Raw genomic sequence first — 22914 nt, 5'->3', positions numbered from 1 at the left:
CGGGAAGGTTGCCGGGTGAGCGCGCACGGTCCGACGTTCCGCGGCTTCGCCAACCCCGTCGACCCGTCACCGGCGGAGTTGCGGGCCTGGGCGTACCAACCCGACTCGGTGCCGTTGACCTCGCTGCCCCGGGACTGGGACCTGCTGGTGGCGGGTGACCACCTGGTGGTCACCCTCTTCGAGTTGGCGCTGGACCCGGCCTGCCCGGCCCGCCGCTTCGCCCTGCACTGCCTCTACATCTACGCCGCCGACGGCATCCGGACGCAGTTCCGCGCCCACCCCCGGCGTCGGTTCCGCAAGCTGGTGGAGCAGGCCGAGCGCGACGGCGACGAGTTGGTACGCAACTGGGCGCACAACAGCCGGATGCTGCTGGCCCGGCAGGAACTCTTCACCTACCACGACTGGTGCGAGGGTGGCCTGGTCCGGGACAACCGCCGCCTCGGCTGACATCGGATCAGGCCGGAGCCTCCCCACCACGTCGGTCGGGCCGGACCAGCCCCACCACGCCCGGACGGCGAACGGGCCGGGACCCCCCGTGGGTCCCGGCCCGCACGTCGGCGGATCGTCAGCGTCGCGGTCCGCCCTGGTTGCCGCGTTTCGGCTCGACCTGCCCCCGGTTCGCCCTGCGGGCGTTCCGGTCGGCGAACCTGCCGTCCTTCACCGTGTCGGAGAACGTGCCCCGGGTGACCCGGTCGAACTTCTCCCGGACGTTCTCGGCCACCTGGTTGAGCCGCTCCTCCGCCTGCCGGGCCACCTTCTTCGCCGATTCCGCCACGGTTCCCCCCGCTGTCGGAGTCCGAATTGGTCCGCTTGCGCCTGATTCACAGGTTAACGGGACAGCCCTGCTCCCGGCGGGGGAATGCCTGAACCCCGCCGGGCCGGAGTTCCGCCTCGGGGAGATTCACTCCAGATACGCCGAATAGCGGCACCCCGTCGAAGGGATGCCGCTATTCGCGCCCAGAAGTGTTGATCATGCCGGTCGGATGCGGCGAGGGCACCGGACCACCCGCCCGGAAGTGTCGATCATGTCGGGCCGGTGCGGCGGGGACGCCAGACCACCAGGGCCGTCGAGGTGCGGCTGGTCGGCACCAAATCACCCCGGGAGAAGCCGCTGGCCAGCGTCTCCAGCTCGGCGATCCGCCGGTACGCGGCGTCCAGCTCCGCCTCCAGCCGGGCCACCCGCTGCTGGGCCTGCTCCACCAGACGTTCCAGCCCGATGATCCGCTTCACCCCGGCCAGGTTGACGCCCTCGTCCTGGCTGAGCCGCTGCACCTCGCGCAGCAGGACGACGTCCCGCACGCTGTACCGTCGTCCGCCACCGGCCGCCCGACCGGCCTGCACCAGGCCGAGCCGGTCGTACTGGCGCAGCGTCTGCGGGTGCATTCCCGCCATCCGTGCCGCAACCGAGATCATCAGCACCTTGGCCTCGTAGGCAGGGTCACCCGAACCGACGAACCCGTCCGACATCCCACTCACCTCCGCACCCGTCCACCGGTCAACCGATCCGACGCACCCGCGCGTCGAGATGTTCCCGGGCTGCCGGCGGCGTCGCCCCGGCGAACGACTCCAGCGCCGCCCGCGCCTCGTCCGACACCGTCGCCGGCACCACCACGTCCAGCGTGACCAGCAGGTCGCCGGCCCGCCCGTCCCGTCGTACGACACCCTTGCCCCGGGCCCGCAGCACCCGCCCGGACGGGGTGCCCGGCGGCACGCGCAGGGTCACCGCGCCGTCCAGCGTGGGCACCCGCAGGTCGGTGCCGAGCACCGCCTCGGCGAAGGTGATCGGCACGGCCAGCGTCAGGTCGTCACCGGTACGCCCGAACAGGTCGTCGGGGCGAACCTTGACCTGCACGAACAGGTCACCCGCCGGCCCGCCGCGCTGCCCCGGCTCGCCCCGCCCGGCCAGCCTGATCCGCTGGCCGTCGGCCACTCCGGCGGGGAACCGGACGTTGAGCGTGCGGGTCTTGGTGACCCCGCCGGTGCCCTGGCACTCGGGGCACTTCTCCTCGACGACCGTCCCGACGCCCTGGCAGTTGCGGCACGGCTCGGAGAAGCTGAACGACCCCTGGTCCCGGGTGGTCACCCCGGCACCGTGGCAGACCGGGCAGGCGATCGGCTGGGTGCCCGGCTTCGCGCCGTTGCCGTGGCAGGTGTCGCAGACCCCGGGGGCGCGCAACGTCAACGGCAGGGTGACGCCCCGGACGGCGTCGCCGAAGTCGAGCGCGACCTCGGCCTCCACGTCCCGGCCCCGGGCCGGTCCACGCGCCCGGGCAGGGCCACCGCCACCGCCACCGCCACCGCCACCGCCACCGGAGAAGATCGAACTGAACAGGTCGGTGAAGCCGCCGCCACCGAACCGGTTGTCCCCGCCGCCACCGCCGCCGAACAGGTCGGAGACGTCGAACGGGACCCCGCCGGGCTGACCCGCGCCACGGGCGCCCCGCCGGAACGCGCCCGAACCGAACAGCGAGCGCATCTCGTCGTACTCGCGGCGTTTGGCGTCGTCGCCGAGCACCGCGTACGCCTCGGAGACGGCCTTGAACCGCTCCTCGGCCTTCGGGTCACCGGGGTTGTGGTCCGGGTGCGACTCCCGGGCCAGTTTCCGGTACGACTTCTTGATCTCGTCCGAGGAGGCGGACTTCTCCACGCCCAACGTGGCGTAGAAGTCCTTCTCGATCCAGTCCTTGGAACTCACCGGTCCACCCCCTTCCGTGAGATGTGGCCCGGTCGCCCCGCCCGCCTCGGGAGGCGGGCGGGGCGACCGGATGGCCGTGCACTATTCCGGGTCGGCGACCGCGACCATGGCCGGCCGCAGCAGCCGCTCGCCGAGCAGGTAACCCCGACGCATCACCTGCACGCAGGTGGGCTCGTCGACGTCCGGTGAGGTCTGGTGCGCGACCGCCTCGTGCCGGGTCGGGTCGAACGGGTCGCCCTGTTCGCCGAAGGGCGTCAGGCCGAACTTGCCCAGCGCCGTGGTGAGCTGCTCGGCCACGGTGCCGAACGGCCCGACCAGGTCACCGTGCTCCCGGGCCCGGTCCAGGTCGTCCAGGATGGGCAGCAGCGCGGCGAGCACCGAGCCGGTCGCCTGTTCCTGGACCACGCCCCGGTCCCGGTCCACCCGCTTGCGGTAGTTGGCGTACTCCGCCGACACCCGCTGCAGGTCCCGGGTCCGCTCGTCCAGCTCGGCCCGGAGGGCTTCCAGCTCGGCACCGAGCGGGGAGCCCGTGGCGCTGCCGTCGACCGGCTGCGCGGGGGCGTCCACCACCGGCGGACCGGTCGGTGCCGGGTCGTCGAGGGCGGTGGCCTCGGCCTCGATCTCGTCGACCACCACCTCGGACTCCTCGACCAGCCCCTCGGCCGGGACGTCGGCCCCGGCGTCGGCGGCGGCAGGCGTCTCCTCGGTCTTGCCGAGCTTGCGGTTGTCCCGGATGACGACCCGCGGCCCGTCGTCGGTGGGCGCGGAGCCACCCGGCGTCGACCCGGAGGTGTCCGGGTCGGCGGCTCGTGGCTTCTCCGTCATGCGACTACCTCGTTCCCTGTGCGGTGGCGCGGAGCGTCACTTCTTGTCCTCGTCCACGATCTCCGCGTCGACCACGTCGTCCGGGCCGCCCGCCTTGGGGGCCCCGGCGGCACCGGTGGCACCCGCGCCGGCTCCGGCACCCGCGCCCGCGCCGGCCGCGCCCGGCTGCTCACCCTGCTCGGCCTGCTGCGAGTAGAGCAGCGAACCGGCCTGCTGGGAGACCTGGGCGAGCCGCTCGTGGGCCGCCTTGATCTTCTCGATGTCCTGGCCGCCGAGCGCGCCGCGCAGCTCACCGAGGGCCTCGTTGAGCTGCTCCCGGTTCTCCGTGGGCAGCTTGTCGCCGCTCTCGGCGAGGAACTTCTCGGTCTGCCACTGGAGCGCCTCGGCCACGTTGCGGGTCTCGGCCTCCTCCCGGCGACGCTTGTCGTCGTCGGCGTGCTCCTCGGCGTCCCGGCGCATCCGCTCGATGTCGTCCTTCGGCAGCGACGAGCCGCCGGTGATCGTCATCTTCTGTTCCTTGCCGGTGCCCAGGTCCTTGGCGTGCACGTTGACGATGCCGTTGGCGTCGATGTCGAAGGTGACCTCGATCTGCGGCACGCCGCGCGGCGCCGGCGGGAGGCCGGTCAGCTCGAAGGTGCCGAGCTTCTTGTTGTACGCCGCGATCTCGCGCTCGCCCTGGAACACCTGGATCAGCACCGACGGCTGGTTGTCGTCGGCCGTGGTGAAGACCTCGGAGCGCTTGGTCGGGATGGTGGTGTTGCGCTCGATGAGCTTGGTGAAGATGCCGCCCTTGGTCTCGATGCCCAGGCTCAGCGGGGTCACGTCGAGCAGCAGGACGTCCTTGACCTCGCCCTTGAGCACACCGGCCTGCAGGGCCGCGCCGACGGCGACGACCTCGTCCGGGTTGACGCCCTTGTTGGGGTCGCGGCCGGTGAGCTGCTTGACCAGGTCGGTCACGGCCGGCATCCGGGTGGAGCCGCCGACCAGGATCACGTGGTCGACGTCGGCGATCTTGATGCCGGCGTCCTTCACGGCCTGCTCGAACGGGCCCTTGCAGCGGTCCAGCAGGTCCTGCGTCATCCGCTGGAACTCGGCGCGGCTGAGCGTCACGTCCAGGTGCAGCGGGCCGGCCGACCCGGCGGTGATGTACGGCAGGTTGATGTTGGTGGTGGTCGCCGCCGACAGCTCGATCTTGGCCTTCTCGGCCGCCTCGCGGAGCCGCTGCAGCGCCATCTTGTCCTGACCCAGGTCGATGCCGTGCTCGCCCCGGAACGTCTTCACCAGGTGGTCGATGATCCGCTGGTCCCAGTCGTCGCCGCCGAGCTGGTTGTCACCGCTGGTCGACTTGACCTCGACGACGCCCTCGGCCAGCTCCAGCAGGGACACGTCGAAGGTGCCGCCACCGAGGTCGAAGACCAGGACGGTCTGCTCCTTGGAGCCCTTGTCCAGCCCGTACGCCAGGGCCGCCGCGGTCGGCTCGTTGACGATCCGCAGCACGTTGAAGCCGGCGATCTCGCCGGCTTCCTTGGTGGCCTGGCGCTGGCCGTCGTTGAAGTAGGCGGGCACGGTGATCACCGCGTCGGTGATCTGCTCGCCCAGGTAGGCCTCGGCGTCCCGCTTGAGCTTCATCAGCGTGCGCGCCGAGATCTCCTGCGGGGTGTACTTCTTGCCGTCGATGTCGACGGTCCAGTTGGTGCCGATCTCCCGCTTGACCGAGCGGATGGTCCGGTCCGGGTTGGTCACCGCCTGGCGCTTGGCGACCTCACCGACGAGCACCTCGCCGTTGCGGGCGAACGCGACGATCGACGGGGTCGTCCGCGAGCCCTCAGCGTTGGCGATGACGGTGGGCTCACCGCCCTCGAGAACGCTGACGCAGGAGTTCGTCGTGCCGAGGTCGATACCGACCGCACGTGCCATCTTCGCTTCCTCGCTTCGTAACGGATGGGCAGGTCAGAGGGCCTACCCGGCGGGCCGCCCGGAGCGACCGCACCACAAGTTGAGTGAACTTGACTCAATAGTGCCACGCGATCGCCAAAGCGCAAGTCGAGTTGAGCCGACCCGACGCAACCTGACCGTTACTACCCTCCGGTTGTCTCTGTTGCATCGGTCGGGCACGCTTTAGCGGTGACGACGCACGGCGATCCCGCCACCCGGTCCGGCGCGCCCACCGTCGCCGCCCGCACCGGGTCGTCGGAGACCGACGAGACGCCGCCCGGCCCCACCGGAGACGGCCTGCCCGCCGCCCTCACCGGCCTGCGGGCCGCGATCGGCGCGGCCCGGTTCCCGCTGGCGCTGCCCTCGGCCGAGCCGGCGCGGCACACCGGCCGGGCGCTGACCGACCAGCTCGACGACTACCTGCTGCCCCGGCTGGCCCGGCTCGACGCCCCGCTGCTCGTGGTCGTCGGCGGCTCCACCGGCGCGGGCAAGTCCACACTGGTCAACAGCCTGGTCCAGGCCCGGGTGAGCGCCGCCGGGGTGCTGCGCCCCACCACCCGATCCCCGGTGCTGGTCTGCAACCCCGCCGACGCCGCCTGGTTCCGCCAGGGCGAGCTGCTGCCCGGCCTGACCCGCACCAACGAGCCCAGCGAGGACCCGGGCACCCTGCACCTAGTCACCGCCCCCGCGCTCGCACCGGGGCTGGCCTTCCTCGACGCCCCCGACATCGACTCGGTGGTCGACGCCAACCGCGCCCTCGCCGGCCAGCTGCTCGCCGCCGCCGATCTCTGGCTCTTCGTCACCACCGCCGCCCGGTACGCCGACGCCGTCCCGTGGGAGCTGCTGCGCGCCGCCCGCTCCCGGGGGGCCTCGATCGCCATGGTGCTCGACCGGGTGCCCCCCGAGGCCGCCGACGAGATCGCCGCCCACCTGTCCGAGATGCTCGCCGCCCAGGAGCTGGGCGCGGCGCCGCTGTTCGTCCTGCCCGAGACCTGGGTCGACGGCCAGGGCCTGCTGCCCGACCGGGTGACCGCGCCGCTGGGTGGCTGGTTCGCCCGGCTCGCCGCCGACGCCGAGGCCCGCGCCGCCGTGGTCCGGCAGACCCTGGACGGCGCGCTCGCCTCCCTGCACCCCACGGTCGAGGCGCTCGCCGACGCCGCCGACGAGCAGGTGGCCGCCGCCGACGCGCTGGACGACCGGGTCCGGGCCGCCTACCAGGGCGCGCACCGCACCGTGGCCGAGGGGATGAAGGACGGCCGGCTGCTGCGTGGCGAGGTGCTCGCCCGCTGGCAGGAGTTCGTCGGCACCGGTGAGTTCTTCCGGACGCTGGAGGCCCGGATCGGCAGGCTGCGCGACCGGCTCGTCGCCGCGGTCACCGGCCGGCCCGCCACCCCCGCCACCGAGCTGCGCAACGCCATCGAGTCGCAACTGGTGACCCTGCTGCGCGGGGTCGCCGCCGAGGCGGCGGAGCACACGTACACCGCCTGGAAGGCGCACCCCGCCGGGGCCGCACTGCTCGAACCGTCACTGGCGCACGCCTCGGCCGACCTGCCCGAACGGGCCGAACGGCTGGTCCGGGACTGGCAACGTGCCGTGCTGGAGCTGGTCCGGGACGAGGGCGGCGACCGGCGGTTCGTGGCCCGTACGGCCGCGTACGCGGTCAACGCCACCGGGCTGGCCGTGATGATCGCCGTCTTCGCCTCCACCGCGTTCATCCCCACCGGTCTGGAGGTGGCGACCGGGGCGGGCACCACGGTCGCCGCGCAGGCCGTGCTCCAGGCGATCTTCGGCGACCAGGCGGTGCGTACCCTCGCCGCGAAGGCCCGGGGCGACCTGCTGGAGCGGGTCCGCGCGCTGCTCGACGAGGAGGCGGCCCGCTACCTGGCCCGCACCGACGCCGCCCGGCCCGGTCCGGAGGCCGCCGCCGGCCTGCGTCGGGCCGCCGCCCGGGTCGAGGTGGCCCGGCACCGCAGCGGCCTCGCCGACCAGGCCGGTCCGGCGCTACCGACCCCGACCCCGACCCCCGAGGACGGCATCCGGTGACCAACATCGTCGGCCGGATGCGCGAGGCGCTCCGGGGTGACCAGCGTGTCGACGCCGATGCCCTGGTGGCCCGGCTCGACGCGGTGCGCCGGTTCCTCGACGCGGTCGACGGCGAGGTGCCCGACACCCGGCTGGTCGGCGCGCACACCCTGGTCGAGCGGGCCGGCACCCGGCTGTCGCTGTCCCGGGACCACACCGTGGTGGCGCTGGCCGGGGCCACCGGCAGCGGCAAGTCCAGCCTGTTCAACGCCCTGGCCCAACTGGAACTCTCCCCGGTCGGGGTGCGCCGGCCGACCACCGGTGTCGCGCACGCCTGCGTGTGGGGGCCGCTGGACGGCGGCAACCGGCTGCTCGACTGGGTGGGCGTGCTGCCCCGGCACCGGTTCGTCCGGGAGAGCGCGCTGGACGGCGACGACGAGTCCGCCCTGCACGGGTTGATCCTGCTCGACCTGCCCGACTTCGACTCGGTGCAGCGGTCCCACCGACTGGAGGTGGACCGCCTGCTCGGCCTGGTCGACCTGGTGGTCTGGGTGGTCGACCCGCAGAAGTACGCCGACCGGGTGATCCACACGAGCTACCTGCGCGAGTTCCACAGGCACCGGGACGTGACGGTGGTGGTGCTCAACCAGGCCGACCGGCTGCCCCCGGCCGAGCTGCCCCGGGTGCTGGCCGACCTGCGCCGGCTGCTCGACGTCGACGGGCTCGACGGGGTGCCGCTGCTGGCCACCACGGCGGTCGAGCCGGACGGGATGACCGGGCTGCGGGAGGCGCTGGAACGGGCGGTTTCCGACCGGCAGGCCGCGCTGCGCCGGCTCTGGGGCGACGCCGACACGGTGACGGCCGCGCTGGGGGAACTGGTCGCCGTCGAGGCACCCGGGCACACCCCGGACGCGGAGACGATCCGCACCCTGGACCGGGCGCTGGCCGACGCGGCCGGGGTGCCCACGGTGACGGGGGCGGTCGAGGGGGCGTACCGGCAGCGGGCCGGTGCCGCGACCGGCTGGCCGCTGGTCCGCGGCTGGCGGCGGCTGCGACCCGACCCGCTGCGCCGGCTGCACCTGGCCGGCCCGACGACCGATCCGCAGCAGCCGGCGCAGGCCCCGCTCGCGGCGACCTCGGTGCCCGACCCGACGGCCGCCCAGCAGTCCGCCCTCGGGCTGGCCATCCGCGCGGTCGGTGACCGCTCCGGCGGGGATCTGCCCGCCCCCTGGCCGGCCGCGGTGACCGCCGCCGCCCGGTCCCGCCTGGCCGACCTGCCGGACGCGCTGGACGCGGCGGTCGCCGGCACCGACCTGGGCATGGAGCGCCGGCCGCTGTGGTGGCGGCTGGTGGGCGGCGTCCAGTGGCTGGTCACCCTCGCCGCCGTGGTCGGGCTGGGTTGGCTGGTGCTCGGGTACGCGCTGCGCGCCCTCGGGTTGCCGGCGCTGGAGTACCCCCGGGTGGGCGAGACGCCGCTGCCCACCGTGCTGCTGCTCGGTGGGTTGCTCGCCGGCCTGCTGGTGGCGGCGGTGACCGGGCCGGTGATCCGGTGGGCGGCCCGGCGGGCCCGGCAGCGGGCCGAGGGGCGGCTCACCGAGGAGGTCGCCCGGGTCGGCGCGGAGTACGTCCTCACCCCCGTACGCGACCTCGTCGACCGATACGCCCTCGCCCGCCGCGCCTGGCAGGACGCCGCCGGCTGACGGGCACCGGCGGGGAACGCCACCGGCCCGACGGCCATCGACGGACGCCGACCACCGGCCGGCGAACGCGGACGTCGGCACGGGTGTCCGGGGCGGCGCGGCGGCGTAGGGTCGTGCCATGGCCACGCCACAGACCCCCTACGACGCGGTGCTGTCCGCCGCCCGCGACGTGACCAGGCTGGACTGCGCGCTCGACGCCGAGATGCTCGGCACGGCGCTGCTGGGCAGCGTCTACGCGATCGCCGAGACCGACCGGGAAACGGCGGTCCGGGAGTTCGTCTCCGGTTTCCTCGCCGCCACCTCCCGCCGCCGCACGGCCGCCGCCACCACCATCCGGCAGGTCTTCGCCGCGCTGGTCCCGACCGCCGAGGGCGCGGCGAAGGTCCGCCCCGGCGCGCAGGCGCCGGCCTGGGCCGGCCAGCTCGGCCGGGTCCACCTCACCGGCACCTGGTCCTACGGCGACGTGTACGGCGACCAGACCTCCTACCTGGCCACCTTCGCCTACGACGACGAGTCGGGTGGCCCGGAGCACGCCCTGGTCGCGCTGATCGACCACAACATCGGCATCACCAAGGACGTCTTCGTCGGCGGTCCGGCCGAACGCATCCTCGCGCAGGTCCGGCAGATGTGCGCCGACGACGACCTGACCTGGTTCCGGGAGGAGGACCCGGCCCGGATGCACGGCGAGGTGGGCCGCCACCTGGAGATCACCGACGACCTCGGCGACCTGCCCGCCGAGGGTTCGCTCGCCACCGACCGGGCGCTGGTCGGGGCGCGGTTGGCGGTGTTGCCGCAGGCGGGCGCCGACTCCACCGGCTGGCCCACCGAGCCGCTCTCCAGTGACGAACGCACCGCGCTGGTCCGGGCCTTCCTGGCCGCCCCCGAGGCGGCCCGGTACGGGCTGAACACCCTCGACGGCGACGCCGAGCTGGCCTCGCTGCACTTCTGCCTCGGCCTGCTCTTCGACCACGCGGCGAGCTTCCCGGACGCCGATCCGCTGCGCTGGAGCCCGGCGGTGGCCGGGCTGTTCCTGCTCGACTGGGTGCACCGGCGGGCCGTGCTGGACATGGACGACGCGGCGATGCTGCCCCGGGTGCTGCGCGCCTGGACGGCGTTCGCGGCGCGGCGACGCGGGCTGCCCGAGCGGGCCGTCACCCAGACCGACGAGGCGATCGAGGAGCTGGTGCCGGAGTTCGCCAGGCTCTATTCGACAGGTGAGCGGCGCAGCCCGGCGACGGCGGCGGTGGCCCAGTTGATGGCCGACGGCGTCGACCCGGACGACCCGGTCGCGCTGGACGCCTGGATCGAGGCCAACCGGCAGCGCCTCGGCGACGACATCCCCTGACCGGCCGGACCGCCGGTCAGGGTTCGACCAGGGCCAGCCGGCCGGGGGCGACGTCGAGGCGGATGCGCTGCCCCCAGCGCAGCGTCAACCGGTCGGTCTCCAGGCCGTCGGCGAAGGCCACCAGGCCGTCCGACTCGGCGGTCAGCTCCAGCGTGTCGGTGCCGTCGAGGCGGCCGGCGACCAGGTCGGCCCCGGTGACCGGGGAGGGCCACGCCTCCCGGACGAACCAGCACAGCGCCGGCTCCTGCGGGGCGGGGAGCGCGACGGCGGCCGGTCGGCCCCGGGCGATCGAGGCGCACCAGCCGGTGGCCCCGGTGCCGGTACCGACGACCACCCCGGAGGACGACTGCCGCTCCCGGCGGGGTCGGCCGTCGGAGGTGACGTCGAGCAGGTAGCGGGCCGACTGGTGGGAGGGGTGCCCGACGTACACCTCGTTGAGGCCGACCAGTTCCTGGCCGTCGTCGAGGGTGGCCCGGACCATGGCCCGGTGCCGCAGCGGCGCGGCCCCGGCCACCACCGCCGGCAGCAGCGCGGCCACCTGGTCGCCGGTGCACCGGACCAGCACCCCGGCGTTGCGGCCCGGCTCCGGGTCGACGCCGACGACGGGTTGCCCGCTGAGGTACTTCGCCACGTTGGCGACCAGGCCGTCCGGCCCGACGGCGACGACGACGTCCTCCGGCCCGAACAGGAACCGGGGCAGGTCGTCCCGGTTCACCGTGCCGCGTCGCCAGTCGGCAGGGACGGCGGCCGCGACGGCGGTCAGCGCCGACTGGAGTGCCTCGTGCCGGTCCACCACCTCGGCCAGGTCCCGCCCCCGGGCGCGCAGGTACCACTGGGCCGCCGCCCGGGTGCCGTGCCGGGCGAGCAGTTCGTCCAGCTCGCTGGGGCGGCGCACGACCACCACCCGGGGGGCCAGGGTGGCGCTCACCGGTCGACCGCCCCGGTCGGGCCGGTGAGCGTCCCGGTCGGGCCGGTGAGCCGGCCGAGCAGGTCGGCGAGCAGGTCCGGGGTGACCGTGAGCTGGCCGATCGGGGGGAGCTGACCGGCGAGTTCCCGGACGGTGAGGGCCTGCAGCACCGCCGGCGGCAGTTCGGCGTACGTGGCGAGCTTCGCCGCCTCCGCCTCGGCCTCGGCGGCGCCGACGGCGCGTACCGTCTCGGCCTTGGCCAGGGCGAGCGTCCGTTCCTTGTCGGCGGCACCGGCGGCGAGCAGGCGCTCCTTCTCCGCCTCGGCGGTGGCGAGCACCCGGGCCCGCTCGGCGGCGGCGGTGTTGGCGACCTGTTCCCGTTCCGCCTTGCCGTGGGCGCCGGCCAGTTCGGCGGCGGCGTCGAGTTCGGCCCGGCGGCGGGCGTTCGCCCCGTGCTGCTCGACGAGCTGCTGCTCCCGGCGGGCCAGTTCGATCTTGTTCTGGAGTTCGTTCTCGGCGATGCCGCGTTCCTGCTCGACGGCCTGGGCCCGGCGGGCGTACGTGGCCCGGTCGGCCTCCACCTGCACGGCCTCCCGGGTGGGGGTCTGCAGGGCGCGTTCCAGTTCCGGTTCGGGCCGGACGGCGACGACCCGGGCGCTGACCACGGCGACGCCGATGTCGGCGAGCCGGGGTTCGGTGCCGAGCGCGGCGGAGACCGCCTCCCGTACGGGTGCCATGGTGGTCAGCGCCTCGGCCAGCGGCACCCGGGCGAGCAGGTCGAGGGCGGGTTGCTGGGCCAGCTCGGCCAGTAGCGTGGCCACCTGGTCGAGGGGGCGGGAGCGGGCCCGACCGGTGCGCGGGTCGACCGAGAAGTCGAGCCGGGCGGCGGCCAGGGCCGGGTCGGCCACCCGGTAGGTCACGGTGGCCTGGACGGTGATGTCGGCGAAGTCGCCGGTCCGGGCGTGGAAGAGCAGCGGCAGCTCCCGGTCGTCCACCGGCACCTCGCTCAGCACGGCGGTCAGCGGCCGGTACCAGAACGACTGGCCGGTCCCCTCCCGCCGGACCCGCCCGGCGACGTGCAGCCGTACCCAGTTGGTAGGTGTCCCGCGCAGGTGGCGCAGGAAGAGTCGTCGCGTCACGTCGGCCATGGCTTCACCCTCCCCTTTTTCGTCGCTACGACGATAACCACTCTGCTAAGTTATCGTCAAGGTGGTGATAAAACGATGACCGACTACCCGCCCTTCGCCGTGACGGTGGACCTGGTGGTGCTCACCGTGCGCGCCGACGCGTTGCACCTGCTGCTCGTCCGCCGGGGCATCCCGCCGGACCAGGGCCGGTGGGCGCTGCCGGGTGGCTTCGTCGGCATCGACGAGGACCTGCCCGACGCCGCCGCCCGGGAGTTGACCGAGGAAACCGGGCTACCGGAGCCGGTCGGCCACCTGGAGCAGCTCGGCACGTACGGCCGGCCCGGCCGGGACCCACGCGGGCGGGTGGTCACCGTGGCCTGGCTGGCGCTGCTCCCCGACCTGCCCGCCCCGGTCGCCGGCTCGGACGCCGCCTCGGCAGAGTGGGTGCCGGTCACCCGGCTCACCCCCGGCCAGCTCGCCTTCGACCACGACCTGATCGTCGCCGACGGCCTGGAACGGGCCCGCGCGAAGCTGGAGTACACCCCGCTGGCCGGCGCCTTCTGCCCGCCCGAGTTCACCGTGGCCCAACTACGGGCGGTCTACGAGACGGTCTGGGGCACCCGGCTGGACCCGCGCAACTTCCACCGCAAGGTCACCGGCACCCCCGGCTTCGTCAGCCCCGTCGGCCGCGCCACCGAGGGCGACCGGGGACGACCCGCCCAACTGTTCCGCCGGGGCCCGGCGACCCGGCTCCACCCGCCCATGCTCCGCCCCGAACCCTGACGACCCCGGCGTGCCGGCCGCCCGGCGGCGGCAGGCTCAGGACAGCGTCGCGAAGACCAGCCCGGCCACCAGTGCACCCACCAGCCCGCCGGTCACGACCTGCGCGACGGTGTGGTCACGCAGCCGCACCCGGGACCAGCCGACCAGGCCGAGCAGCGGAACGGCAGGCAGCAGCCGGGGGCCGAAGGTGAGCACCAGTACCACCAGCGTGCCGGCGGCCACCGCCGAGTGGATCGACATCTTCCACCAGTGACTGGCCGACACCGCCACCACCAGACCGACCACCCCGGTGGCGACCAGCGCCAGCACCGGGCGCGGCGCACCGAGCACCGCGAGCAGGGCCAGCCCGGCGGCGGCCGACACCAGGCCGAACAGCAGCGGCACCCGGCGTTGCTCACGCCGACCGATGTGGTGGTCGGTGAGCCGACCCCGACGCACCCCGTTGAGGACGTACGCGAACGGGATGCCGGCGGCGAAGACCGTGGCGAGCAGCCCCCAGGCCAACCCCCGTACGCCACCCGCGCCGTGCCAACCGATCACCACGGTCAGCCCGGTGACCAGCACGGCCGGCGCGGTTGCCTCGGTCACCCACCGGGCCACCCGGGTCGCCGCCCCCGCCGGCCCGACAGGGACCTGACCGGGGGCGGACGGGACGTCGCGGGCCGGGGAGGCTCCGGGGTCGCCCGCGGGCCGGTCACCGCCCTCGTCGCGCGTACTCAGCGTTCCGCCCCCGCATGTCGTGCCGACCGGTCCGTCGCCGGGGTGGCCGGGCGTCGGCGTCCGCACCGTGGGCGGTTCAGCCGGCGTCGTTCGTCACCGTACCGTCCGGATCGGTGCCGTCGTGGCTGGTCGGCGCGGGTATCGCGGGCGTCTGCGGCGTGGGGGCCGGGGTGGCCGACGGGCGGTCGACCGGGGTCGACGCACCCACGGGCGGCGCTCCGACGCGCGGCACGCGACGGGCCTCGTCCCGCAGCCGGACGGGACGGGGGGCCCGGGTCGGGACGGCCGTCACGGTGGGCCGGGGGCGCGGGGTGGGGACCACGGTGACCGTGACGGTGGGGCCCGGTCCGACCGTGGGCCCCGGCGTCGGGTCGGGTTCCAGGGTCGACGTCGGGCCGGGGGTCGGCTCGGGCGTAGGTGCCGGCGTGGGGGTGTCGGAGGGGGCCGAGGTCGGCGACGGGTCCGGGGGCGGTTCGGAGAAGGTGGTCGTCGGCTCGGCGCTCGGTTCCGCGCTCGGGCTCGGTTCTGTACTCGGGCTCGGTTCCGCGCTCGGGCTCGGCGAGGTGGGGGTGGGGGTGGGGTGGGCCGGGGCGGCCGGCGCGTGCGTCCGGGGGACGGGACGGGGGGTCGCGGCGGGGGCGGCCGGGGGCGGCGCGGGACGGTGGGTGACGCCGGTGCCGCCGGTGCCCGGGACGGGGGCCGGCGTGGGTGGTGGGGGCGCGCCGACGGGACCGGTCGGCGGCAGGGCCGGTTGGCCGGTGGCGGGCACCGGGACGACGACCGGCCCGACCGACGGGGTGGGCAGGAACGGGGTGCCGCCGTCCGGCAGCGCGGTGCTGCCCACGGTGGCGGAGCCGGCGCTGATCGCGGCGAGGACCGGCATGGAGGCGGCCCCGGCGAGCAGGGCGACGGTGAACAGGTAGCCCCGGTGCGGGCCACCCAGGCCCGGGGCCCGGTGGACGCCGATCATCCGCCGGTAGCTGCCGCCGCCGGCCCGGTGTCGCCCGAGGAGGGGGATCGGAGGACCGTCACCTGGCTCGGACACCGCACACTCCCTCGTCGACCTGGATGTGTTAGTCGGTGGGCAGCACGGAACAGAACGGACATTATTCGCTAAACGCCCACCAATACCGGTCAGCTTGACCCAGTGACGCCCAGTTCACCAGGCACCACAGCGTGTCGACACACAAAAAGTCCGTCACCCGGCCGCCACGGTCACGGCAGCACGGCCGGCGACACGACAAAAAAGTCCACGGGTCACCAAGCGGACATGTCGTCACCGGCGGGAGGGCCATACTGTGGGGCCGCTCACCTCCTCTGCAATCATTCAGGCACGACGGCAACGCAGCCGCCCCTCCGCGTACCCCGTGGCAGGCGTGGCTGGTGGCCGACGCTCCCGAACCGGGTTCGACCCATGGATCCGGCTCAGGTCGTGCGGCAACCCCTACCGGGGCCAGGCACGACCGCCAGGAACCAGTCCGGCAACAGCCGGGCCGGCGCACGTTGTGCGCGGACGGGTGACCCCCCGGCTCGGGCACAGACACGACAGGGAGAGACGGATGGCAAAGGGCGACCCTGCGGTCTCCAGCCGCGGCCGGCGAGCCGCACCCCGGTCCCGGCGGGCCACGACCGGCGAGCCGGAACTCGTACAGCTGCTCACCCCGGCCGGCGACCGGATCGAGAGCGCGACCGGCCCGGACGGCACCGAGTACCGCGTCGACTTCACCGACGAGGAGTACCGCGGCCTCTACCGCGACCTCGTGCTGGTCCGCAAGCTCGACGCCGAGGCGACCGCGTTGCAGCGGCAGGGCGAGCTGGGCCTGTGGGCCTCGCTGCTCGGCCAGGAGGCGGCCCAGGTCGGCTCCGGGCGGGCGCTGCGCAGCCAGGACATGGCCTTCCCGACCTACCGGGAGCACGGTGTGCTCTACTGCCGGGGCATCGACCCGATCATGCCGCTCGGCCTGTTCCGCGGCGTCGACCAGGGCGGCTGGGACCCGAACGAGTTCAAGTTCAACATGTACACGATCGTCATCGGGGCGCAGACCCTGCACGCGACCGGGTACGCGATGGGCGTCCACATGGACGGCAAGACCGGCACCGAGGACGGCGAGGCGGTGATCGCCTACTTCGGCGACGGCGCCACCAGCCAGGGCGACGTCAACGAGGCGTTCGTCTGGGCCAGCGTCTTCAACGCCCCGCTGGTGTTCTTCTGCCAGAACAACCAGTACGCCATCTCCGAGCCGCTGGAGCGCCAGACCCGGGTTCCGCTCTACCGGCGGGCCGGCGGCTTCGGCTTCCCCGGCGTCCGCGTCGACGGCAACGACGTGCTCGCCTCGTACGCGGTGACCCGGCACGCGCTGGACAACGCCCGGCTCGGCCAGGGCCCCAGCCTGATCGAGGCGTACACCTACCGGATGGGTGCGCACACCACCTCCGACGACCCGACCCGCTACCGGATCGCCAGCGAGGTCGAGGCCTGGCAGGCCAAGGACCCGATCGCCCGGATGAAGGCATTCCTCGAACGGCAGCAGCTCGCCGACGCCGACTTCTTCGCCGAGGTCGACGAGCAGGCCCGCGCCGAGGCCGTGCACCTGCGCGAACGGGTGCTCGACCTGCCCGACCCGCAGCCGGTCAGCATGTTCGACCACGTCTACCCGCACGGCTCGCCCGAGTTGGACGCCCAGCGGGCCCAGTTCAGCAGGTACCTGGAGTCGTTCGAGGGGAGCGCGCACTGATGGCCACCGAGACCCTCACCATGGGCAAGGCCCTCAACACCGGCCTGCGCCGCGCCCTGGAGAACGACCCGAAGGTCGTCATCATGGGCGAGGACGTCGGCAAGCTCGGCGGCGTCTTCCGGATCACCGACGGCCTGCAGAAGGACTTCGGCGACCAGCGGGTGATCGACACCCCGTTGGCCGAGTCCGGCATCATCGGCACCGCCGTCGGCCTGGCCATCCGGGGCTTCCGGCCGATCTGCGAGATCCAGTTCGACGGCTTCGTCTACCCGGCGTACGACCAGATCGTGTCGCAGGTGGCCAAGATGCACTACCGCTCGCAGGGCAAGGTCACCATCCCGATGGTGATCCGGATCCCCTACGGCGGCGGCATCGGCGCGGTCGAGCACCACTCCGAGTCGCCGGAGGCGTACTTCGCGCACACCGCCGGGCTGAAGGTGGTGACCTGCGCCAACCCGCAGGACGCGTACGTGATGATCCAGCAGGCCATCGCCTCGGACGACCCGATCGTCTTCCTGGAGCCCAAGCGCCGCTACTGGGAGAAGGGTCCCGTCGACCTGGACACCCCGCTGTCCGGGGCGTACCCGCTGCACGCCGCCCGGGTGGTGCGGCCGGGCACCGACGCGACAGTGCTGGCGTACGGCCCGATGGTGCGCACCGCGCTGGACGCGGCGACCGCCGCCGCCGAGGACGGCCGGGAGCTGGAGGTCGTCGACCTGCGTACGCTCTCCCCGCTGGACCTGACCGCCGCCTACGAGTCGGTGCGGCGCACCGGCCGGTGTGTGGTCGTCCACGAGGCACCGGGCAACCTGGGGCTGGGCTCGGAGATCGCGGCGCGGATCACCGAGGAGTGCTTCTACTCCCTGGAGTCCCCGGTGCTGCGGGTCACCGGCTTCGACACCCCCTACCCGGCCAGCCGGGTGGAGGAGGAGTACCTGCCCGACCTCGACCGGGTGCTCGACGCCGTCGACCGCACCTTCGGCTGGTGAGCGCGATGTCCCGGATCAAGGAGTTCAACCTGCCCGACCTGGGCGAGGGCCTGACCGAGGGCGAGATCCTCGCCTGGCTGGTCAAGGTGGGCGACGTCATCGAGCTGAACCAGCCGATCGTCGAGGTGGAGACGGCCAAGGCGGCCGTGGAGATCCCGGCGAAGTGGGCCGGGGAGGTGCGCTCGATCTTCCACCCGGAGGGGAGCACGGTCGAGGTCGGCACGCCGATCATCGCCATCGACACCGACCCGGGTGCCGGCCCGGTGCCGGAGTCGACGACCGCCGCCGCCACGTCCGACCTGCCCACCCCCTCGGCCGCCTCCCTGGCCGCGGTCCAGGTCGCCCCGGCCGAGGGCATGGTCGAGCCCGGCCTGATCGGCGGCGTAGCCCCGGGTGGCCGAACGGCCGTCCTGGTCGGCTACGGCCCCCGCAACGCCCCCGCCAAACGCCGCCCCCGCCGTTCCCCCACCCCCACCTCCACCCCCGCTCCTGTCGATCATGGAGTTGTGGTGGGGGACAAAAACGTCCCTGTCGTGGCAGAGCCGGCACCACCAGTCCATGATCGACGGAGCGTGGGTGGTGCGGTGCTGGCGAAGCCGCCGGTGCGCAAGCTCGCCAAGGATCTCGGGGTCGATCTGGGTGCGCTGGTGGGATCGGGGCCGCTGGGGTCGATCACGCGGGAGGACGTCCAGCGGGCGGTGGCCGGGAGCACGGCGGTGGCCGAGCCGGCGGCGGCGACGCCACCTGCCACCTCGGCCGCGAGCTTCGGCGCGGACCGTGAGCAGCGCATCCCGGTCAAGGGGGTACGCCGGCTGACCGCCGAGAACATGTCCCGCTCGGCGTTCACCGCCCCGCACGTCACCGAGTTCCTGACCGTGGACGTGACCCGGACGATGAAGGCGCTGGACCGGCTGCGCGAACGGCGGGACTGGCGCGACGTGCGGGTCTCGCCGTTGCTGCTGGTCGCCAAGGCGGTGCTGCTGGCGGTCCGGCGGCACCCGATGGTCAACTCGACCTGGGCCGGCGACGAGATCGTCGTCAAGGAGTACGTCAACCTGGGCATCGCGGCGGCCACCGAGCGCGGCCTGATCGTGCCGAACATCAAGGACGCCGGCCGGCTCACGCTGCGTGAGCTGGCGGATGCGCTGACGGGTCTGGTGCAGACGGCCAAGGCGGGGAAGACCTCCCCGGCGGACATGTCCGGCGGCACCCTGACGATCACCAACGTCGGGGTGTTCGGGGTGGACACCGGCACCCCGATCCTGCCGCCGGGCGAGTCGGCGATCCTGGCCTTCGGCGCGGTCCGTGAGCTGCCGTGGGTCCACAAGGGGAAGGTCAAGCCGCGTCAGGTGACCACCCTGGGGCTCTCCTTCGACCACCGGATCATCGACGGCGAGTTGGGGTCGAAGTTCCTGCGGGACATCGGGGACTTCCTCGCCGACCCGGAGGCGGCGCTGCTCGCCTGGACCTGACCGGCGACGTTCCGGCCACGGCCGGTGTGCACAGGGTGAACGCCCGGCACACCGGCCGTTGCCATTGGGGGAAGAAACAGTGGCCCAGATCGCTCTTTGACCTACGATCCTTAGGCCCGTGTTGCAGCTCACCTAATAATCGATGGCGATCGCCGCCCGATGGGTGTTCAATGGAGTCATCAAGGGGCTGACAACCGAATAGCCGGAGGAGAGACCACCATGAGCATGATCGAGCGAATCCGCACCCGTCGTGACGCCAACCGTCGGGCCCGTGCCATCGAGCACGCGCTGCGCTCCGCCAACTCGCCGGCGGTCCGCGAGGAGATCCTCGCGATCGCCCAGCGTCACATGAGCTGACGCGGCACCGACTTTCCCCTCCCTCCTCCAGATCGATGACCCGCCCGGGCCCCGGGCGGGTCATCGGCGTTCCGGACCCGCTGAGACCGGGATTCCACCTCGCCACGACGCCCGGTACGGTGGTTCCGGTCGCCACCCGCCGACCCGGACACCGATCGCTACGGATGGAAGCCGATCGACACCGTCCGGCGACGCGGAGTGACGGCCGGTGCTGCATGGGGGCCGCGCGCGCGTACCGGATACCGTGCGGGGAGACCGCACGGCCGAACCGCCGGGCACCGGCGGCACGGCCGACCGGACGGACGGCATCGGCGGCCGACATGTGATGGAGGAGGCGCACCCATGACGTCCGAGGGCCAGCACCGTCCCGGCCAGGAGCCGGGCGAGGCGCCGCCGGGCTCCGGTGGACCGGCGCCGTACGGCGACCGACAGCCCCCGCAGGACCCGGGGTACGGCGTCCCCGCCACCCCGGACCTCGGCTGGGCCCCACCACCCCCCACCGGCCGGGGCAACCCGCCCGGTCCGTCCTGGTCGGCACCCGACCAGCCGGCGGCCTGGGGCGGCGCGCAGGTTCCGCAGCAGTCCGAGCCGACCGAGGCGTGGACCCCACCGCCCGGCGGGGCACCGCCCACCGAGGCGTGGACCCCACCGGCCGGCCCGCCACAGCCCGCCTGGGCGGGGCAGCCCGAGCAGCCCGCCTGGGCCGCCGCGCCCGCGCCGTCCGCCGGAAAGCCCGACTCCTCCCCACAGCCCGGTTGGGCGCCGTCGCACGAACCCGGCTGGGCGCAGGCCGAGCAGCCCGCACCGGCCTGGGCGCAGCCCGAGGCCGGTGCCCGGGGCGCCGCCCGGGTGCCGCAGCCGGACAACCCGGCCGGCGGTGGCTGGTCCCCGCCGGCCGACCCCGCCCCCACCTCTCCCGCCGGCTGGTCCGGTCAGGACGCCGCCGCGCGCGAAGCGACCCCGGGTACCAACGGCTGGGGCACCGCCCCCGCACCGCAGCAGGACGACCCGGCCCGCTCCGGCGGCTGGCCGGCCGACGACCGGGCCGGGGCCGGCCGTGCCGACGCCGACCGGGGCCATGCCAGTCAGGGCAACGGCTGGCCGGCCGACGACCGGGCCGGGGCCGACCCGGCGCGGGCCGGCTGGCCGGCGGGCCCGCAGGACGGGCCCGGCAACTCCGGCGGGTGGGCCACCCGTGGGCCGGCCCGCCCCGACGAGGCGCACCGCCCCGCCGGCCGGGCCTCGGTGCCCGTGCCGGCCCCGGCGGAGCCCACGAACCAGACGGCGGCCTGGCCGCAGCCGGAGGCCGGCGCGCAGGCGGCGGGCAACGCCGCAGGTGTCGACAGCCGGTCCACCGAGGACGATCCGTCCCGCTCGGGTGGCTGGGCCGCGAACCGGCCCGGCCCGGACGACGCCGGCCGCCCCGGTGACTGGCCGGACGGCACGCGGGACGACCGGCAGCCGCCGTGGGGTGCGCCGGACGAGCCCGCCACGGCCCGGTGGGAGGGTCAACGCGAACAGGCCACCCCCGACGGCTGGGCGGGCGGCGCTCCCGCCCGCGCCGACCAGTCGCGTCAGGACGACCCGGCGTCGGGTCAGGAGTGGCCGGCACCGGTCGCGCAGCGGGGTGCGGCCTCCGTACCGTCGCCGGAGCACCCGGAGTCCGGTGCCGCCTGGGCGGCACCGGAGCAGCCCGCACGCGCGTCCGCCTCGGTCGCCGCGCCGGACGGTCCGCCCGCCTGGGCCGGCAACGACCACCAGCAGCCGCCGTGGCCGGGGGCCGAGCGCCCCGTCGTGCCGGAGGGCGAGCCGTGGGCACCCGAGCAGGCATGGGGTCGCGCCGAGCCTGCGGGCCAGCCGGCGGAGGGCGGCTGGGAACCCCGCCGTGGCGATGACCAGCCGATCTACCAGCCGGGGCCCGCTCCCGGCATCTCCCCGGCCAACAAGGTGCCGCTCCCGCCTCAGGAGCAGCGCGTGCCGGGGGCCAGCCTGGCCGCCGCGCCGCCGGCCGACTACGTGCCGCCGGCCCCGTTCGGGGGTCCCGGCGGCCAGCAGCCGCACGGCCGCGACGCGGCCGGTTGGGGCGCGCCGGAGCAGCCGCAGTTGCCGGCCGGCCCGGCCCTGCCCGCGCAGCGGCTTTCGCCCGAGTCCGAGGGTGCCGGCCGCGCGGCGGTGCCGACGGCCGACGCCGGGGAGCCCGGTGCGGTCGGCCGCGCCTCGGCCAGCGCCTCGGTGCCGACGGCCAGCCGGGTCGCACCCCCGAGCGACCAGGCGGCGCACCCGGCCGGCCCGGTCGTTCCACAACCCCGGGTGTACGGTCGGCCGGCCCGCCCGGAGCCGCCGGAGGAGGCGGAGGAGCACGACCCCCGCCGGCCCGAGCAGCACGACGCCCGGTTCACCGACCAGGACCGCACCCGGTTCGATGGCCCCGAGCAGCCCCGCTTCGATGAGCCGGAACGGCCGCGTTTCGACGACCAGGACCGGACCCGGTTCGACGGTCCCCGCTTCGACGACCAGGAGCGGCAGCACGGCTTCGGCGGTGAGGCGCCGTCGTCCGCGCCACCGGCCGCCCCGCCCGCGTTCGGTGGCGGCATCCCCGCCTTCGCCGACCCGGCGGGCAGCAACCGGCCCATGAACGGCACCCGTCCGCACGGCCCGGCGGACCGGCCGGCCGACCCGTTCGGGGCCGGCCCGACCAGCGGCGCACCGGCCGGTGCCGCACCCGTGCCGGGGTACGGCCACCCGGCGCACGACCCGGCCCACGGTGGGTACGCCTCCCCGTTCCCGCCCGCCGGGCAGCAGTTCGGGCCGGGTGGGCAGCCGTCCGGCCCCACGGGTTGGCCGGGTGAGCCGGAGCAGGAGCAGGGGCGTTTCGACGCGTTCAAGCCGGACGCCGAGCCGGAGCAGAAGGCCGAACAGCCCACGCCGAAGGTACGCAACGGGCGGGTGCTCGCCCTGGTGCTGATCGCGGCGGTGCTGATCCTGGCCGTCCCGTTGGGTCTGCTGATGCTGCTCGGCAAGATCGGCTCGGACGACGACAAGCCGGCCCCGTTCAATCCGGCCGTCGGTTCCTGCGTCAAGCAGTCCGGTAACGGCGCGAGCGCGGCGAACTGCGACGAGCAGGGTGCCTTCACGGTCGTCTCCAAGGTGGACGCCAAGGAAAAGTGCACCGACCCGACCCAGCCGCACGTGGTGTTGCAGGGCGGCGGGGTCGACCGGGTGCTCTGCCTCAAGCCGGCCGGCCAGTAACGGCGTACCGACGGCGGGGACCCGGGTGGACCGGGTCCCCGCCGTCGGTGTTT

19 protein-coding genes are annotated in these 22914 nt (G+C 74.6%); 11 read left to right on the top strand and 8 right to left on the bottom strand.

All coding sequences use genetic code 11. The features are described 5' to 3' along the window. Positions 1–15 precede the first annotated feature (15 nt). Entirely contained in the window at positions 16–447 is a 432-nt protein-coding gene (locus ACN261_RS09870) for a hypothetical protein (protein ID WP_421484935.1), read from the top strand. Positions 448–565: 118 nt separating this feature from the next. On the opposite strand, the gene ACN261_RS09865 is transcribed toward ACN261_RS09870, so the two are convergent. From ACN261_RS09865 to dnaK, 5 genes are all read right to left on the bottom strand, one after another. Beyond that, positions 566–775: a hypothetical protein gene (locus ACN261_RS09865; RefSeq protein WP_421484934.1), complete on the bottom strand. Its 210-nt coding sequence runs from the start codon at positions 773–775 to the stop codon at positions 566–568. A 248-nt stretch (positions 776–1023) separates the two neighbouring features. Beyond that, positions 1024–1467, bottom strand: coding sequence for a heat shock protein transcriptional repressor HspR (locus ACN261_RS09860; protein WP_088641908.1), 444 nt, complete (start codon positions 1465–1467; stop codon positions 1024–1026). Positions 1468–1495: 28 nt separating this feature from the next. Next, positions 1496–2695 (bottom strand): molecular chaperone DnaJ, encoded by a 1200-nt coding sequence (dnaJ, locus tag ACN261_RS09855; protein WP_425849618.1) that lies wholly within the window; start codon positions 2693–2695, stop codon positions 1496–1498. A gap of 81 nt (positions 2696–2776) precedes the next feature. Next, positions 2777–3520, bottom strand: a complete 744-nt coding sequence (gene grpE, locus ACN261_RS09850; RefSeq protein WP_204928489.1) for a nucleotide exchange factor GrpE — start codon at positions 3518–3520, stop codon at positions 2777–2779. 36 nt (positions 3521–3556) lie between these two features. Next, positions 3557–5437 (bottom strand): molecular chaperone DnaK, encoded by a 1881-nt coding sequence (gene dnaK / locus ACN261_RS09845; protein ID WP_421484932.1) that lies wholly within the window; start codon positions 5435–5437, stop codon positions 3557–3559. A 207-nt stretch (positions 5438–5644) separates the two neighbouring features. Between dnaK and ACN261_RS09840 the strand changes: the two genes are divergently transcribed. The 3 genes from ACN261_RS09840 to ACN261_RS09830 all read left to right on the top strand — a co-directional run bounded on the left by ACN261_RS09840 (position 5645) and on the right by ACN261_RS09830 (position 10522). Continuing rightward, positions 5645–7498, top strand: coding sequence for an ABC transporter (locus tag ACN261_RS09840; RefSeq protein WP_421484931.1), 1854 nt, complete (start codon positions 5645–5647; stop codon positions 7496–7498). A 17-nt stretch (positions 7499–7515) separates the two neighbouring features. Continuing rightward, complete coding sequence (locus ACN261_RS09835) at positions 7516–9177, top strand: GTPase (protein WP_425853581.1); 1662 nt, start codon at positions 7516–7518, stop codon at positions 9175–9177. 118 nt (positions 9178–9295) lie between these two features. Then, positions 9296–10522, top strand: a complete 1227-nt coding sequence (locus ACN261_RS09830; RefSeq protein ID WP_425849614.1) for a hypothetical protein — start codon at positions 9296–9298, stop codon at positions 10520–10522. A 16-nt stretch (positions 10523–10538) separates the two neighbouring features. Here the strand turns inward: ACN261_RS09830 and ACN261_RS09825 are convergent, their stop codons facing one another. Together ACN261_RS09825 and ACN261_RS09820 are read right to left on the bottom strand one after the other, a co-directional pair. Then, complete coding sequence (locus ACN261_RS09825) at positions 10539–11450, bottom strand: hypothetical protein (protein ID WP_421484929.1); 912 nt, start codon at positions 11448–11450, stop codon at positions 10539–10541. Then, on the bottom strand, positions 11447–12577 hold the full coding sequence (locus ACN261_RS09820; RefSeq protein ID WP_425849611.1) for an SPFH domain-containing protein: 1131 nt from the start codon (positions 12575–12577) through the stop codon (positions 11447–11449). The genes ACN261_RS09825 and ACN261_RS09820 overlap by 4 nt, the downstream gene beginning before the upstream one ends. Positions 12578–12652: 75 nt before the next feature. On the opposite strand from ACN261_RS09820, the gene ACN261_RS09815 reads away from it, so the two are divergent. Beyond that, on the top strand, positions 12653–13339 hold the full coding sequence (locus ACN261_RS09815; protein WP_421484927.1) for an NUDIX hydrolase: 687 nt from the start codon (positions 12653–12655) through the stop codon (positions 13337–13339). Between the two features lie 36 nt (positions 13340–13375). On the opposite strand, the gene ACN261_RS09810 is transcribed toward ACN261_RS09815, so the two are convergent. Next, positions 13376–13927, bottom strand: a complete 552-nt coding sequence (locus ACN261_RS09810; protein WP_421484926.1) for a phosphatase PAP2 family protein — start codon at positions 13925–13927, stop codon at positions 13376–13378. A gap of 890 nt (positions 13928–14817) precedes the next feature. Here ACN261_RS09810 and ACN261_RS09805 point away from each other — a divergent pair. The 6 genes from ACN261_RS09805 to ACN261_RS09780 all read left to right on the top strand — a co-directional run bounded on the left by ACN261_RS09805 (position 14818) and on the right by ACN261_RS09780 (position 22861). Beyond that, a complete protein-coding gene (locus ACN261_RS09805) occupies positions 14818–14982 on the top strand; it encodes a hypothetical protein (RefSeq protein WP_363794960.1) in 165 nt (54 codons plus the stop codon). 636 nt (positions 14983–15618) lie between these two features. Continuing rightward, positions 15619–16794, top strand: coding sequence for a pyruvate dehydrogenase (acetyl-transferring) E1 component subunit alpha (gene pdhA / locus ACN261_RS09800; protein ID WP_421484923.1), 1176 nt, complete (start codon positions 15619–15621; stop codon positions 16792–16794). Then, positions 16794–17783 (top strand): alpha-ketoacid dehydrogenase subunit beta, encoded by a 990-nt coding sequence (locus tag ACN261_RS09795; protein WP_421484922.1) that lies wholly within the window; start codon positions 16794–16796, stop codon positions 17781–17783. The genes pdhA and ACN261_RS09795 overlap by 1 nt, the downstream gene beginning before the upstream one ends. Before the next feature lie 5 nt (positions 17784–17788). Next, positions 17789–19255: a 2-oxo acid dehydrogenase subunit E2 gene (locus tag ACN261_RS09790; RefSeq protein WP_421486965.1), complete on the top strand. Its 1467-nt coding sequence runs from the start codon at positions 17789–17791 to the stop codon at positions 19253–19255. A 219-nt stretch (positions 19256–19474) separates the two neighbouring features. Next, entirely contained in the window at positions 19475–19612 is a 138-nt protein-coding gene (locus tag ACN261_RS09785) for a hypothetical protein (protein ID WP_168222356.1), read from the top strand. 342 nt (positions 19613–19954) lie between these two features. Beyond that, positions 19955–22861, top strand: coding sequence for an LppU/SCO3897 family protein (locus ACN261_RS09780; protein WP_425849607.1), 2907 nt, complete (start codon positions 19955–19957; stop codon positions 22859–22861). Positions 22862–22914: the final 53 nt, after the last annotated feature.

This window comes from Micromonospora sp. WMMD723 (assembly GCF_049863385.1).
In the GTDB taxonomy this organism is placed as follows: domain Bacteria; phylum Actinomycetota; class Actinomycetes; order Mycobacteriales; family Micromonosporaceae; genus Micromonospora; species Micromonospora wenchangensis.
Note: the sequence above shows the minus strand (reverse complement) of the source record. Positions and strands in the feature narration are given on the sequence as shown.